Genomic DNA, 15572 nt, shown 5'->3' on the forward strand with positions numbered 1-15572 from the left:
TCCCTTGTCAAGTCCTCAAGATGCCACCTGGGGGAATGCCTCCCCCCGTTGGTATTGATGCAGATAATGACTGAGGCGATCGCACAATTTAGTTAAATCGCGGTGGTTTTTTTCATGCTGCTGTGCGTCATAAACAAAAGTCATTTTCTGGGGTACTTCATCCCCTCTTAAACGCACAAACCAGTAAGTCATAGATACCTGTTCTGGGCTATAGTCACTGCTTTCTACTAACAAATAAAGATAAAGCCGCGTTTGCCAATTATTCGCCAATTTCTGCCGATTAATTAAGCGTTGATTAGTTTTCCAATCAATAATTTGAGCTTGATTTTCATGAGCAATTAATAAATCATAAATCGCCACTAAAACATAATCCCCAAAACCCCAGGTGCGATAATGTTCAGCCTCCCGAAATTCTCCCGATACATAGTTATACTGAGGCTGAAAAACCTCGGGAGCCTCTTTAACCAAGGCTAATAAACAAGTTTGTAACTCCTGATCCTCAGCCATAAAACCTTGAATTGGCAAACCCAATTCTCCCTGCTGCATCAACAGGTGAAAACGACTCCCCCAAACCAGATGTTCTTCTTGTTCCCAGGTTCTCGGAGAGACCAACCCATCTAAATAGGTCTCCTGAAATTTCCGGGGACAGGTTTCTAGGAGATTCAAATGGTTTTGGGATAATCTTAACTTACCCGTCAAAATTATTAATCCTCCAGCACACCCAAAAGTTCTAGAATAGTATCCACATCATTGAGTTCTCCGACAATCCGGCGCTTAGGTTGCGGCCAGACCTTCATCAAAGTAGGAGTAGCCGAAATATGACTAGCTTCTGCTTGTTCCGGGTGTTTGAGTACATCAATCACCTTTAAAGTATAAGGGTGATTGAGCGATCGCTCAAGTAGTTGATGCAAAGTTTCCAGGGTATTTTCTGTGGCTAAACTGTGACCAGAAACAAACAGCCTCAACACATATCCTTCGGTTGGTGTACCATTAGAATCAGATGCCAACGGTGTGGGATTCTGGGAGTCAGACCCAGAATCACTATCTTGGTGTGAAAATTTGGTTTGATTATCCATGGTTTTAAACCTCATAATGAGGTCATGATTTTTCCAAAGTTCTGGAAACGGTTGATCATAAGTTGCTAAAACCAAGGGATTGCAAACTTCCTCACCAATCTGCACAGGTTGCCAAACCAGGTCTACCGTTTCAAAAATAGCATTCAGCAACGGCTGATATCGCCACACCGGAGGGTATGCTTCTACTGAAACTCTCACTTTCTGAGTAATTGGATCAATCCACCGGTCAAAACTCGCCGTATAACAAGGAACAAGAAAATGGGGGGGTTCAGGTAAACCTAAAATTTCCTGTAAAGCAGTACACAGATTTAGATGCCACCTAAGCTGTTTACTGTAGTCAATGGAATAAATTAGGTCACCACCCGGCGTAAAAAGTGCAATCCCTTTAAATAAATTAGGAACAGCCAAGGGGGTAAAACTCAATGATATGCGCTCACAGTTATAACTGTTTGCCAAAAACGACTCAGGTTGCCCAGGAGAGCAACCTTATTTAAGATTAGACCATTTATAGTGTATTTCAGAGTTCGGGCTAATGGTCAAAACTTCACACTTTTGTTAGACTCTACCCCGTAGCATCTGACTCATCTCGTTGGGGAAAGGCGACACATCCAGACAAATTTCCTCAGTGATGCGCCCCTCTTGATACAATTCATAAAGGGATCTGTTCATAGTCGTCATCCCTTCATAACTATCTTTGAGCATAATCTGGTTAATTTCCTCATACTGATCCTTCATGATATACTCTTTGATTACATCAGTATTGATGAGGATGTCATGGAAGGCGGCCCGCTTGCCATCTGTAGTCTTACACAACAGTTGAGCAATAATCGCGACCAAAGTTTCGCTCAATGAGGTTTTAATCGATAACTGTTCCTCAGCCGAGAACATATCCAAAACCCGGGTTAGGGTCTTAATGGCGCTGTTAGTGTGGAGGGTTCCAGCTACCAAGTGACCTGTTGATGCAGCTTTAATGGCAATCTGCATGGTTTCCTTGTCCCGAATTTCCCCCACCAGCATCATATCAGGGTCTTGACGCAAAGCCCCCTTGAGAGCATTAAAAAACTTGAGGGTATGTCGTCCAACTTCCCGGTGTTTAATCAGGGATTTTCGGCTTTGGTGTACAAACTCCACCGGGTCTTCAATGGTGATGATGTGATAGGCGTAGTTTTTATTGATGTAATCAATCATCGCGGCCATGGTAGTAGACTTACCTGAACCCGTCGGGCCGGTAATCAACATCAACCCCTTGTGATAGTTACAGATTTTTTTAAAAACCTCGGGTAATTTCAACTGTTCTAGGGTGAGGATGGTAGCACCAATTAGCCGCAGCACCATCGCCGGACCACTGAGAGAGTCAAAAATACTAATCCGAATCCGCACAAAGCCTAAATCTGCGGCTCCGTCAAAGTCTAGGTTTTCCTGAAACTGATGGATTTCCTCATCGGTTAAGACCTCCCGTAGCCAACTCATAAAGCTATTAAGGTCTGTGACTGGCCAATCTTCTTGGGGGGTCATATCGCCTCGGTATCTGAGGCGAGGTGTTTCATTAACCCCTAAGTGAACATCAGATGCGCCTAACTCATCGGCGCGTTGGACAATCTCTCGCAAGGTGGGCTGTCCGGGGCTGGGTCCTGGTCCTCTGCTGGTAATTCCCACGGCGGCGGGACTTGCTGCTTGGGCGGGTGCAGTTGCTGCTTGGGCGGGTGCAGGTGGAGGGCTACTTTTCTGAGCGCCCGGTGCAGGTGGGCGAGGGGGTGCAGGTGGGCTAGGTGGACGCGGGGGGGCTGGGGGGCGTTGTGATTGTGTCATGGAATATCTCCGGTAGCTGGGAAACCGCCTAGCTATAGCTGGCGGCGGAAAGGCAATCTAGCCGATTCTTGTTTCCTGTGTGACTAAGGCTAACAAAGGAAGAAATTGGCAGCGATTTATCAGCTCTAACCATGATATTAATATTAGCGCCTATTTTGTGGTATCGCTAATGGCAGAAAACGATTCCAGAAAATGACGATCGCACTTATGGCTAGTAAAAGGAAAGTTAACCAGTCTCCCCAACGGACATAAAGGGTTTGGCTATGGCGGCGGTAAATGATATGGTCATGGATTTCGTAGGTATTGATACCAGAAATCCATAAGGTGCGACCGTGAGGGTCGATAATGCCAGAATAGCCTGTATTAGTAGCCCTAACTGTCCAGCGATCGCCTTCTATGGCGCGCATCACATCTTGGGCGTGATGTTGTGATAGCATCATAGTGGCATAATGAGCATCATTAGAGGCTGTTAGGATAAATTCCCCTCCGGCTGCTACTTGACGGCGGAAATGGTCAGCAAAGGCGGAATCGTAGCAAATTCCAGCGATCGCTTTTCCCCAACCAGTCTCAAATTTTTGTTGTTTTTCCCCGGCGACTAACCGCGCTTCCAGGGGTGACAGACGATTAATGACCCTTCCCAGAATGGCATCAAAGGGGATATATTCACCCAGGGGAACTAAATGAGTTTTGTCATATTGACCGATAATTTCCCCTTCACCATTAATGGTAAATAAACTATTAGTTAATCCCCCTTCTGTCTCGCCAAATCCACCCACCCAAGCTATAACACCTTGTGGCAAAATCGCCTGATATAAGCTATAATTGTAGTGATAGCTGTCATGTCTGTTCCAGACAAAAGGCAAAGCGGTTTCGGGGGTTAAGACTGCATCGACACCCCGCGCCGCCAATTCTAAATATCCCCGCGTGTATCCATTTAAAGCCTGTCGAAAACCCTGGGGATTGAGTTTAATTTCATTAGGGATATTCCCTTGAATAACTCCGACTCTCAGAGAAGTTTCGGGGTCAGAATTTAGGGGGATATTGTAGAGACTAAATCCGATTAAATGAGCGATCGCAAATATTCCGACAGGGATTAAATAGAGTGACGATTTCTGCTGTTTATGTGTTAACCAGAGTTCAGCTACAGTCCCATTGACGACTAATATAGTAGCCACAACGGTATTAGGTCCAGAGATTTGACCCAAATGGAGAATCACCAAATTACCGAAACTTTGGGTTAAAGCGAGTGTTGACCACCACAGGGGACCCCCACTCCAGACGGCTTCTAAAGCACACCATAAAGCGGTCGCTATTAGGATTCTAATTAAGGAGGTTTTAGCGCCGATATTTAATGGCATTAATTTCGCAAATAACCATCCCCAAACGATGACGATCGCTGTTCCCCAGAGGGTAATAAAACCCCAGGAAAAGATAGCGATCGCCAAACTAGCCAACCAGGGAACTCCCAGACTGGTCATGGGGTGAATTCCGGTCATCCAAAACAGGGAAAAGCCATAATAGCCAACACCCCAACCAGCGGTTATTTCCCAGGGTATTCGTCCCCGTCTTTTAGCTTCCACCACCATAACCCACAGAGGAACAAAAGCCACCCAAGCCACTAGCCACCACCCCAGAGGTTCGTTAGCCAACCCCATCAATATCCCACTGAATAGAGACAGGGAGATATAGCGCACTTTTCGGAGGTTAAGATTAGCGGGTAACTTGAGGTTAAAATGTTCGACTGAAAGCAGTTTCATCTAGGAGTTAATAATTGGCGGAATTGGGGTTATAGTCCATAACTCACCATGATATCGGGGAGCATTTTAGGCTTTAACCGGAGGCGTTTCTAACATCAATTTAGAGCGTTTAACGGTTTCCGGTACATCAATAGGATAATCCCCGGTAAAACAAGCGGAACAGAAAGTCGAGGGGTCTTCTTTAGTAGCATTTAGCATACCTTCCCAACTGAGATAAGCCAAAGAATCGACGCCTATTTGTTCTTGAATTTCCGCGACGGATTTAGTCGCCGCAATTAACTGGTCTTGGTTATCGGTATCAATCCCATAGAAACAGGGATGAGTGACGGGAGGCGATGAAATTCTCATGTGTACTTCAGTCGCACCAGCATCTCGTAAAGCCTTGACAATTTTACGGCTAGTAGTCCCCCTAACAATAGAATCATCAACCATAATTACCCGTTTTCCTTCCAGGACATCTTTAAGGGTATTCAACTTCATTTTAATACCGGACTCTCGCATAACTTGGGTAGGTTGAATAAAGGTGCGACCGACATAACGGTTTTTAATCAATCCTTCCGCATAAGGAATTCCCGACTGTTGAGAAAAGCCGATCGCTGCTGGGATACCGGAATCAGGTACTCCAATAACCATATCAGCATCAACAGAAGATTCAGTGGCCAGAACCCGACCAATTCTCATGCGATAACTATACAAACTTTCTCCTTCGACGACACTATCAGGACGGGAGAAATAAATCATTTCAAAAATACACAATTTCCGCGCAGGTTTTTGACTCCAATGGAATGAGGAAATCCCCTGATCAGTAATCCAAACCAATTCTCCCGGTTCAACATCTCGGAGATATTCAGCGCCAATAATATCCAAGCCGCAGGTTTCGGAAGCCAAAACATATCTTTGGGGATTAGTTCCCAAAGTTCCAATTACTAAAGGTCTGACTCCGTGTGGGTCTCGGACTCCCATTAAACCGACGGGAGTACCAATAGCCAAACTATATGCTCCCTCACACATTTGAAAAGCGGTAAGACTAGCTTCTAACCAATCCTTACCGCGATTAATTTCGGAAGCGATCGCCAAAGCAATTAATTCGGTGTCGGTAGTGCTGACAAAATCAAACTTTCGTCTACTCATTTCCTCCCGCAATTCAGCAGTATTAACTAAGTTACCATTATGAGCCACAGCCACGGGTCCCAGTCTAGTTTCGGAAACCGCAGGTTGAGCATTAACGATGCGACTAGAGCCAGTGGTCGAATAGCGAGTATGACCTACGGCTAAATCACCTTTTAACTGTTGTAAAATAGACTCATTAAATACTTGGGAAACCAGTCCCATATTTTTATATAAATGCAGATCTTCCCCTTCAAAAGTAGCTATTCCGGCTGACTCCTGACCTCGATGTTGGAGAGCATATAGCCCAAAATAAGTTAATTTTGCCACATCTTGACCGGGAGCATAAACCCCAAACACACCGCAGGCTTCCTCTGGTTTATCGGGGATTAGCTCGGTGTGAAACTGGTCATCGGTCACATGGGACTTATTAGGAATCATGGTAATCTTGTGATGTTAACTGAGTTGGTGAAAACCGCAAGAGATAGGATAGTTAATAACTGTCAATTACCAATTATCAGTTATCTCTTATATCGGTAGCAAATGAGATGCGATCGCCGATAGGCTGATAAACAAATCCCCCGGAGGGAATTTTAAGATAGACGACGTTCGATCGCATAATTATAGCGATCGGCCATTTCCGCCACATTAACCCCAATTAAACTGGTGTTATCATCGGCTAGAATTTGCAAAGACGAGTCAACTGCGGTCACTGTACCCAAGTGATGCCAAAATTGGCGATCGCTCACCCAGATTTCTTGCAGATAACCCTCCCAAGCCTGCTGGTGTTGAGTAGGAACGGAAACCAAAATCCTAGCTCCCCCCTCACCAAACAGGATCGTATCCCAGCGTTGCCAAGGATCTGAGGTTAACCCTAGGTTAATGGTAGCCCCCAATCGGTTGCCAATGCAACATTCTGCCAAAGCGATCGCCAAGCCTCCCTCAGCGCAATCATGAGCCGATCGCACCCAACCGTTACGAATTCCCTGGCGACAAACCTTTTGAACCATTAGTTCCAAGTCAAAATCGACCCGAGGAGGCTTACCCGCCACCAGATTATGTACTACCGCCAAATACTCCGATCCTCCCAGGGTAATATAACCATGATCCTCATCAGCCAACCAATTAGCCACCCCCAACAGATAAATCAAATCTCCTGGTTGTTGCCAACTTTGACCACAAGCGAGAGTCGGATCTGGCAATAATCCCACCATTCCCACCACCGGAGTCGGATATATTGCCTGTGGCTTTCCTTGCGCGTCCAGAGTCTCGTTATACAGAGAAACGTTCCCCCCCGTCACCGGAGTAGAAAACGCCTTACAGCCCTCAGAAATGCCCTTACAGGCTTGTGCTAATTGCCAATAACCAATAGGATGTTCCGGGCTACCAAAATTGAGGTTATCCGTCACCGCCACAGGTTCAGCCCCGACACAACTTAAATTCCGCGCCGCCTCTGCAACCACAGCCTTAGCGCCTTCGTAGGGGTCAAGATAGACATGGCGGGCGTTACAATCAACAGTGGCAGCTACCCCCGGCCAAATTTTACCGGGATTATTGCCAATGGGTTCTTGAGGGCGCAACCGCACGACCGCCGCATCAGCGCCACCCGGTACAATGACGGTATTATTTTGCACTTGGTGGTCATATTGACGATATACCCAAGACTTAGAGGCGATCGATGGGGTATCTAAGAGATTCAATAATACCTGATTCCAAGTTACCAGTTGATTTTCTATTTCCATCCCTGATACTGTGGTGGCGGGTAAAGTTTCCGGCGACCACGCCCAGGCGGTTTGGGCATATTCGGGAGGTTCTGACATCAATTCCCGGTGATAAATGGGGGTATTATCAGCTAAAGCTGTGGAGGGGATTTCGGCGGCGATTTCACCTTTAAACAAAATCCGCACGATCGCTTCTGGAATCACCTTTCCGGCGACGACCGCTTGTAGTCCCCAACGATGGAAAATCTCAATTAATTCTGATTCCCGTCCTTTGTGGACGACAAATAACATTCTCTCCTGGGATTCGGATAATAAATATTCATAAGGGACCATTCCCGTCTCTCGCACGGGGATTAGGTCTAAATCTAGTTCGATACCGACTCCCCCTTTAGCAGCCATTTCGGAGGTGGAACAGGTGATTCCAGCCGCTCCCATGTCCTGGGCGGCGACTACAGCCCCGGTTTTAAAGGCTTCTAAACAGGCTTCGACTAGGGATTTTTCTAAAAATGGGTCTCCTACTTGTACAGCAGGGCGATCGGCTATGGACTCTTCGCTGAGTTCGCTACTTGCAAAACTTGCGCCTCCCATTCCGTCCCTTCCGGTGGTTGAACCTACATACAGCACTGGGTTACCAATACCAGCAGCACCGGATTTAACTATCTCTGGGGTTTCCATGATGCCGATCGCCATGGCGTTCACTAGGGGGTTGCCGCTATAATAGCTGTCAAAATATACATCTCCCCCCACGGTTGGGACTCCAAAACAGTTACCATAGTTGGAAATTCCGGCCACTACTCCCAGTAAAATTGGCTGGGTCTTGGGGTCTTCTAGGGAACCGAATCGCAGGGCGTTGAGTACGGCGATCGGACGCGCTCCCATGGTGAAAATATCCCGCAAAATTCCCCCGACTCCGGTGGCTGCTCCTTGGAATGGTTCGATCGCACTGGGATGATTATGGGATTCTATTTTGAAGGCTAGGTGGATACCGTCCCCAAAGTCTACTACTCCGGCGTTTTCTCCTGGACCGACAAGAATGCGATCGCCACTGGTGGGAAATTGGCTCAGGAGAGGGCGGGAATTTTTGTAGCAGCAATGTTCACTCCACATTACCCCAAACATCCCTAATTCGGCTTTGTTGGGGTGTCTGCCTAGTCTTTGGTATATTTCCTCATACTCTTCGGGTTTTAAGCCTTCTGAGGCTATTTCTTCGGGGCTAAATGGGGATTCCGCAATCATGGACATAGTGGCGATCGCTCGGTCAGGACTACAACCAAACATCATAAGCCTAAATTACATCATCAATCAATCCCATGGACTTCGCTTTCCCTGCCCTTCACCCAACCTACTCTGTTGGGTTTCACCCAACCTACTTTACCCAACCTACTCTGTTGGGTTTCACCCAACCTACAATTAATTATATGGGCTTCACTACAGTCATCGCATATCGTTCCTGGCTCAGGTAAGTTTTCGCAATCTCCTGTAATTCCTCCGCTTCTAGGGATTTGATTTGGTGGGGATAACTTACCGAAATCTCTGGTTTCGCTACTGTGAAATAATAGCCATATAAACCCGCTAATTGTCCCGGTGTTTCCGTTGAGAAGGCGTAGTCATTACACAGTAAACGCTTACAGCGATCGAGTTCCGCTGACGACATCGGAGTTGCTGCTAAATTCGCTAAACACTCGCAGATTAGGTGTTCAACTTCTTCGATATTGTCAATATCTAAACACGCATTAATCGTAAATAGACTCGACTCCCGCTGTAGGGAGAAACCGCTACTGATACAGTCTACTAGCTGTCTATCTTCCCGTAATAACTGCACTAGGCGAGAAGTTCTCCCCTCTGCTAATAAAACTGAGATTAGGTCTAGTCCGTAGCCATGTCGTATGTTTTCAACCCCAGGTCCTGACCAAGCCATAGTTATCCGAGGTTGTTCTACATTAGGTAGTAGTAGTTCCTCATGCAGGATACCCCTAAGTTGCGGTTGATGATAACCGTTTGTGATCGGGCATTCTTCCCTGTGGTAAAATGAGCCAAAAGCCTCCGAAACTAAATCTTGCGATCGCTTTTCCGAGACCCCCCCAACAATCACTACCGCCATATTTTCCGGTTGGTAGTGACAGCGATGAAACTGCCGCATTTCGTCAGGAGTTCGCGGCATCAGAGTCGCTTCCGTCCCCAAAACCGATCGCCCATAGGGATGATTACCATAGAGAGTTTCCATCATCGCTTGAAACTCTATCCAATCTGGGCTATCCTGGGATTGGCGCAGTTCTTCTAACACCACCGAACGTTCTCGCACAAACTCATCATCAGGTATCGCCGCGTGCAGCAGTAAATCAGCCAGGGGAGACAGGGTTTCCTCTAAATACTGGGCGGCGCTGGTAATGAAAAAATGGGCATAGTCGTGGCTTGTAGCTGCATTAGCCACCCCCCCTCGGCTTTCAATTACCCAGTCGAACAAACCGGGGGCGATTTTTTCAGTCCCCTTAAAAATCATGTGCTCCAGAAAATGAGCCATCCCCGACCAAGGCTCCGGCTCTCTTGTGGCTCCCGCCCTAACCCAAACATCTACCACGACCACCGGTGTAGCTGGAATTTCCTGATGAATGACGGTTAAACCATTGTCTAGGGTGAATACATTAGCGGGAAACTTTGCGATCGTTGACAGTTTAGACAACTTTTAATCTTTTAAACCCCCGTTAACCCTCTCGCTATATAATAATACCTCCTTACCACAAAAATTGAGTATTTTGATACAAAACAAAAAACATCCCAAGCCAACCTTCTGCCTGGGATGCTCGCCATTATATTTTTACGCCTATTTTTACTCCCTAATGAGCAAGGCTGCCAGAATGCTTCCCCTAAGCATTAAAAGCCAAGATTAGGATCTGCCGCGATAACAGGGGGGAACTGGGACATACCGAAGGCTAGGCTAGATGCGCCCACTTCCGCCAAAACTCGCAATCCGTCACCAAAGATAACTGGCTGGGCAGTGGTCAGGAAAGGTAAGGAAGCAGGTGCTTCAGCCCGGACAATAAATTCAACATCCCCAGGTCCGATAAAGGGCAACCAGCGGGAGACATTAAAGAATCCGAAATTACCGCCAGGGCCCGTTACTGTACTCGGTTCAGCCGGGAATGGGTTACCGTTCTCATCCAGAACCTCAGCCCCGGTTACTGGGTCACGCAGGGGACCGCTGTTTAACTGTCCATCTTTATTCAGATCCAGGTAAACTGTTACACCTTCGAGGAGGGGTTCACCAACTTGGTAGGCACTGTCAACGTTAACATCGGTGAACACAAAGCCAGTGATACTATCTGGAACTCCCGGACCTCCCACCAGGCTGGGGGGAACGTTAAAGAAAAAGTTCTTTTGTGCGGCTCCACCACGACCCAAAGCCACATCAAAATCAGGATCAGGTCCGGTAGCTACCAAGTTACCAGGAGGATTAACCACCTCGACTGCAAAACTTTCTGTCAACAACCCAGGCTCGTTGGAAAGTACATAGTGTAGGTAGGGATTTTGGGCTAACTCCGCATCCGAGAAGGTGGGGAATCTCGCATCTACATCAAGGATGTAGAAACCATTGGCATCTGTAACCGCAGTTCTTCCGCCGCCAGACACCGTAATGCCAGGGATACCTGCTTCTCCGGGATCTACAAAACCGTTACTGTTTAAGTCGGAAACTACGAAACCGTAGATGCTTCCGGGAACTACATAACCCAAGTCCTGGAAGGTAACAGCACCGCCGGAAACGGTAACTAATTCTGGCTCATCATTAGTGGCAACTAATCTATCTGCAAAGCGAGTTACACCACCTAATCCTGGGGGTAAGTCGTTCCCCGGCAATAGGGGCCGCAGTTGGTAGGTTCCCGGAGCAACGTTATTGAAGGAATAAGAACCATCGGGACGGCTTACTGTAATGGGTTCGTTGGCTGTCCAGAGTGCGTTACCGTCTAAGTCAAGGAACAGAGGAATACCACCGACAACAGGTTCGTCAACGTTAAAGATGCCATCAACATTGTTATCTATGAAAGTCCGACCTTGGATGTTACCCTTGCTGGTAATGGGGGGAACTGGAGGTACAGGGACAGCCGGAGGCAAGTTAAGAATGGAAACTGGGCCTAGGTTCTGGTTCGGATCGGCGGGAACGCTGAAATCGAGGGGCAGGTTGCTCCCTGCAGTGGCGACACCATCAGGAAGGATTTGTCGCAGTTGGAACGGAGTCCCGGATCCTAAAGTCTGTAAATCAGTGATTACAAACTCTCCATTCTCATTGGTAATGCCGCTAAGTTCACCTAGAGCTGGTTCGTATACATTATTAAAAGGCGGCAAATCTGTGAATACGGCAGCATTAGCTATTCTCAGATCACCAGGATCGAGTACGCCGGTGCCGTTGACATCTATAAAACTAGTACCTGTAAGGTTTGACATTAGCTTGAACTCCTCCACCAAAATGTTGGACTAAGACAGTTTTTGCAAGATCAAGTCCATGTTCCTTGACTTAATCCCAACAGAATACACTCGCTTGCTCTGAGTGCGTATTCTTAAGACCACATTGAATATAACAGCATGAGCCTAAGAAAATATACCAGACTTTTGAGAAAGATTGCAATTGGGTTGTGAATGGGGGACATCCTCATTTCCGCCCCAGGGGAGTAGTGGGCGCTCTAGGGCTACCCACTGTTCTTAACAGTCAACACCCATAACGGTTATGGTCTGACCTGAAAAAAACTATAACACTCCACTAATCCACTAATACGCATCTTGCAACTCATGGAAGTCTGGCGAGATATAGTCTTTCCGAAGTGGCCAGCCTACCCAATCTTCTGGCATTAAAATCCGCTTCAGGTTAGGATGGCCTTCGTAGACGATACCATACATATCATAGGACTCGCGTTCTTGGAAGTCCGCTGCCTTCCAAATCCAATAAACTGAGGGAACTTTTGGGTCGCTTCGGGGAACGAAAACTTTGACGCAAACTTCCTCTAGTTGTTCCACATTGTTCTGAACTTTGGCGAGATGGTAGGTGCTGACTAAATCTTCCCCTGGTCCCATATCATAGGCACACTGACACCGTAGATAGTTGAAACCATAGGCATATAAGGCAGTAGCTAGGGGAATTAAATAATCCCGGTCTACTTTAATCATCTCGACTCCCACATGATTGGGACCCAGAAATTCATGGTCAAATCCATTCTGACTTAACCACTGGGAGACGAGTCCGGCTTCAATGATGGGGGCTTCGGTTTCGGTCTCAGCCACGCTGTTCCTCCTTTTTCATGGGTTCGGTTTGTAGGGCGGGAGGCACAGGCATCCCGATCGCCTCGGTCAGTTGTTTCGGGGGGACTTGACGGGTAGTTGATTCTAAGTATTCCCCGGTTAAAATCGGTTCGACTACTTTCAGATTATGCGATCGCGTATAGTAGCGATGGGTCTGTTGGAGATTTCCCCGCTCCTGGAATGATTCGTTAGCGATTTTCTTGCGTAGTTTAATAATCGCATCAATGATCGCTTCTGGGCGAGGAGGACAGCCGGGGATGTAAACATCTACCGGGATCAGCTTATCTACCCCCCGCACTGCGGTGGGGGAGTCCATGCTAAACATTCCCCCGGTGACGGTACACGCTCCCATAGCAATCACATATTTGGGTTCCGGCATTTGTTCGTAAAGCCTGACCAACATGGGGGAATATTTCATGGTGATGGTTCCCGCCGTAATTAACAGATCCGCTTGTCTGGGGCTAGACCGTGGCACCAATCCAAAGCGATCGAAGTCAAACCGCGAACCAATTAGACCCGCAAATTCAATAAAACAACAGGCAGTCCCATAGAGCAACGGCCACAGACTAGATAATCTAGCCCAGTTGTAGAGATCATCAACCGTGGTCAGGATCACATTTTCCGACAATTCCTCAGTTACCTGGGGTCGCTCAATGGGGTTGATGATAGTTGTATTCGGTGAAGGACTTTGAGTTGTCATATTTTTATAACCTGTAATACCGTACCTATGACCATTCCAACGCACCCTTGCGCCATGCGTACACTAAAGCAATGACTAGGATGGTAATAAAGATGAGTGCTTCTATGAAGGCTAGTAGGCCTAACCTATGAAATGCTACCGCCCAGGGGTACAGAAATACTGTCTCTACATCAAAGATGACAAAGACTAGGGCAAACATATAGTAGCGGATGTTGAATTGAATCCAAGCCCCCCCTATGGGTTCACAGCCAGACTCGTAGGTTATGCGACGAGTGGCGCTTCTACTTTGGGGTCGGAGGATTTTGGAGGCTCCTAGAGCTAGTATCGGGACTAGGCTACAGATGATTAGGAAGCCCAGGAAATATTCGTAACCGTTCAGAAAAAACACAGTAGATCAGCAGAGTTATAGTTTTGGTAACCGGTTCTTTATATTATTGGATCACTTGTACCGATAAATCAAAGATCTGATCGGTTCAGTGGGACTAGATGATCGCGATCGCTCTCGTTGGATCTTAACAGAAATCCGCGATTATCGCCCTTACCGACACGGCTGAACCTGTTGACTGGCTTTTGGGGACTTTGGGGGACTTTTGGGACTTTGGGGGACTTTTGGGGATTTTTGGCGATCGCCACAGATTGATTTAACTTTGTCAGGTTCTGTAATATTATGTAATAGACTTTTAATAATTAACTCCCCGACCGTCCGTACTATGAGTGAGCCAGCCACTGAAGTCAAATCCCCAGACCGATATGAATGTAACGCCTGCGGTTACGTCTATGAACCCTCCAAAGGCAGTTCTACAGGCAATATTCCCCCAGGTACTGAATTTGAAGATCTGCCAGCTAGGTGGCGTTGTCCCGTTTGCGGTGCGCCCCGTAGCCAATTTAGGAATATTGGCTCCTCCTCCGGTCCGTCTGGATTTGAGGAGAATCTCGGGTTTGGTCTGGGAGTCAATACCCTGACCTCTCAACAGAAAAGTCTTCTCATTTTTGGCGGGCTGGCTTTGGCATTTCTGTTTTTTATTAGTTTGTATGGTTTACGTTAAGGGATTTAACCAGATTGAATCAAATGCAGTTCCCTAAATTTTTGAAAAAATTGGCGATTTTGATAGCTGTGGCTTTGTTCTGTGCAAGTTGTGACTATCTGCCAGATGTTAGCTATAATCCTTGGGAATTAGTCCCGGTGGCTACAGATGCTAAGTTATTTGATATCGATTTTGTCGATAACTCCGATCATGGTTGGATTGTCGGTAGCAATGCCACTTTGTTAGAAACTTACGATGGGGGTAAGACCTGGGAAACTAAACAGCTAGATCTCGATGAACCTAATCTTCTGCTGACTTCTGTTAGCTTTAGTGGCTCGGAAGGATGGATTGTCGGTGAGCCTTCTGTACTTCTCCATAGCACTGATGGCGGTAAGTCCTGGACTCGCATCGCCCTCAGCAATAAACTTCCCGGCGCTCCTAATAATATTGTCGCCCTCGGACCTAGTGCGGCGGAAATGACTACTAATGTCGGAGCCATCTATCAAACTAAAGATGGCGGTAAAACTTGGCAGGCTATGGTAGAAGATGCTGTGGGGGTAATTCGCAGCTTGTCTCGCTCGGAACAAGGCGAATATGTTACCGTTTCGGCTAAGGGTAATTTTTACTCGACTTGGGAACGGGAGCAGACCTCTTGGACTCCCCACAATCGCTATAGTTCTAAACGCCTAGAAAAAATTGGCTTTGGTCAGGATAACCGCCTGTGGATGTTAGCGCGCGGCGGTGAAATCCGATTTAGCGATCCTAATGATCCTGAAGAGTGGAGTGATCCTATTAAGCCAGAGTTTTCCACCAGTTGGGGATTACTCGATTTGGCTTATCGTACCCCAGAGGAGATTTGGGTCACTGGCGGTAGTGGAAACCTTCTCTGTAGTTTTGATGGGGGTGAAACCTGGCAAAAAGATAGGGAAGTTGAAGATATTCCCTCGAATTTTTACCGCATTGAGTTTATCAGTCCTGAACGGGGATTTATACTCGGTCAACGGGGAACATTACTTAGATACACCGGAAACACCTCAGCATCTAGTTGAGAGCAAAACCAGCCTTTAAAAAATGTTGGTAAAATTGGCTTG

Annotated in this window: 13 protein-coding genes; 2 read left to right on the forward strand and 11 right to left on the reverse strand. The window is 46.9% G+C overall.

Annotation, left to right across the window (positions count from 1 at the left end):
• Positions 1 to 15: 15 nt before the first annotated feature.
• The 11 genes from NLZ44_RS20930 to ndhC all read right to left on the reverse strand — a co-directional run bounded on the left by NLZ44_RS20930 (position 16) and on the right by ndhC (position 13844).
• Entirely contained in the window at positions 16 to 699 is a 684-nt protein-coding gene (locus NLZ44_RS20930; RefSeq protein WP_493751029.1) for a PD-(D/E)XK nuclease family protein, read from the reverse strand.
• 5 nt (positions 700 to 704) lie between these two features.
• On the reverse strand, positions 705 to 1499 hold the full coding sequence (locus tag NLZ44_RS20935) for a circadian clock KaiB family protein (RefSeq protein WP_321202014.1): 795 nt from the start codon (positions 1497 to 1499) through the stop codon (positions 705 to 707).
• 132 nt (positions 1500 to 1631) lie between these two features.
• Positions 1632 to 2885 (reverse strand): type IV pilus twitching motility protein PilT, encoded by a 1254-nt coding sequence (locus NLZ44_RS20940; protein WP_493751030.1) that lies wholly within the window; start codon positions 2883 to 2885, stop codon positions 1632 to 1634.
• 143 nt (positions 2886 to 3028) lie between these two features.
• Positions 3029 to 4642, reverse strand: coding sequence for an apolipoprotein N-acyltransferase (gene lnt / locus NLZ44_RS20945; protein WP_493751031.1), 1614 nt, complete (start codon positions 4640 to 4642; stop codon positions 3029 to 3031).
• Between the two features lie 66 nt (positions 4643 to 4708).
• Positions 4709 to 6190, reverse strand: a complete 1482-nt coding sequence (gene purF, locus NLZ44_RS20950; RefSeq protein WP_493751032.1) for an amidophosphoribosyltransferase — start codon at positions 6188 to 6190, stop codon at positions 4709 to 4711.
• Between the two features lie 152 nt (positions 6191 to 6342).
• Complete coding sequence (gene purL / locus NLZ44_RS20955; RefSeq protein WP_493753044.1) at positions 6343 to 8712, reverse strand: phosphoribosylformylglycinamidine synthase subunit PurL; 2370 nt, start codon at positions 8710 to 8712, stop codon at positions 6343 to 6345.
• A 172-nt stretch (positions 8713 to 8884) separates the two neighbouring features.
• Complete coding sequence (locus NLZ44_RS20960) at positions 8885 to 10150, reverse strand: M16 family metallopeptidase (RefSeq protein WP_493751033.1); 1266 nt, start codon at positions 10148 to 10150, stop codon at positions 8885 to 8887.
• A gap of 191 nt (positions 10151 to 10341) precedes the next feature.
• A complete protein-coding gene (locus tag NLZ44_RS20965; RefSeq protein ID WP_493751034.1) occupies positions 10342 to 11907 on the reverse strand; it encodes a Cna B-type in 1566 nt (521 codons plus the stop codon).
• A gap of 321 nt (positions 11908 to 12228) precedes the next feature.
• On the reverse strand, positions 12229 to 12738 hold the full coding sequence (locus tag NLZ44_RS20970) for an NAD(P)H-quinone oxidoreductase subunit J (protein ID WP_006623159.1): 510 nt from the start codon (positions 12736 to 12738) through the stop codon (positions 12229 to 12231).
• Positions 12731 to 13456 carry a photosynthetic/respiratory NAD(P)H-quinone oxidoreductase subunit K gene (ndhK, locus tag NLZ44_RS20975; protein ID WP_006623158.1) on the reverse strand — a complete coding sequence of 242 codons (726 nt, stop codon included), beginning with the start codon at positions 13454 to 13456 and terminating at the stop codon, positions 12731 to 12733. The genes NLZ44_RS20970 and ndhK overlap by 8 nt, the downstream gene beginning before the upstream one ends.
• Positions 13457 to 13481: 25 nt before the next feature.
• A complete protein-coding gene (ndhC, locus tag NLZ44_RS20980; RefSeq protein ID WP_006616830.1) occupies positions 13482 to 13844 on the reverse strand; it encodes a photosynthetic/respiratory NAD(P)H-quinone oxidoreductase subunit C in 363 nt (120 codons plus the stop codon).
• A gap of 322 nt (positions 13845 to 14166) precedes the next feature.
• Here ndhC and NLZ44_RS20985 point away from each other — a divergent pair, with 322 nt between their 5' ends.
• Both NLZ44_RS20985 and NLZ44_RS20990 read left to right on the forward strand, forming a co-directional pair.
• Positions 14167 to 14502 carry a rubredoxin gene (locus tag NLZ44_RS20985; protein WP_035759049.1) on the forward strand — a complete coding sequence of 112 codons (336 nt, stop codon included), beginning with the start codon at positions 14167 to 14169 and terminating at the stop codon, positions 14500 to 14502.
• A 23-nt stretch (positions 14503 to 14525) separates the two neighbouring features.
• The gene (locus NLZ44_RS20990; protein WP_493751035.1) at positions 14526 to 15530 is read left to right on the forward strand and encodes a photosynthesis system II assembly factor Ycf48; all 1005 of its coding nucleotides are present in this window, start codon (positions 14526 to 14528) and stop codon (positions 15528 to 15530) included.
• The last annotated feature ends 42 nt before the right edge of the window (positions 15531 to 15572 follow it).

Source organism: Arthrospira sp. PCC 9901, assembly GCF_059013425.1.

Coding starts and splice junctions, on each gene's coding strand:
- NLZ44_RS20965 (WP_493751034.1), bottom strand. CDS start 11,907: ATGTCAAACCTTACAGGTACTAGTTTTATAGATGTCAACGGCACCGGC.
- lnt (WP_493751031.1), bottom strand. CDS start 4,642: ATGAAACTGCTTTCAGTCGAACATTTTAACCTCAAGTTACCCGCTAAT.
- NLZ44_RS20940 (WP_493751030.1), bottom strand. CDS start 2,885: ATGACACAATCACAACGCCCCCCAGCCCCCCCGCGTCCACCTAGCCCA.
- purF (WP_493751032.1), bottom strand. CDS start 6,190: ATGATTCCTAATAAGTCCCATGTGACCGATGACCAGTTTCACACCGAG.
- NLZ44_RS20985 (WP_035759049.1), top strand. CDS start 14,167: ATGAGTGAGCCAGCCACTGAAGTCAAATCCCCAGACCGATATGAATGT.
- ndhK (WP_006623158.1), bottom strand. CDS start 13,456: ATGACAACTCAAAGTCCTTCACCGAATACAACTATCATCAACCCCATT.
- purL (WP_493753044.1), bottom strand. CDS start 8,712: ATGTCCATGATTGCGGAATCCCCATTTAGCCCCGAAGAAATAGCCTCA.
- NLZ44_RS20990 (WP_493751035.1), top strand. CDS start 14,526: ATGCAGTTCCCTAAATTTTTGAAAAAATTGGCGATTTTGATAGCTGTG.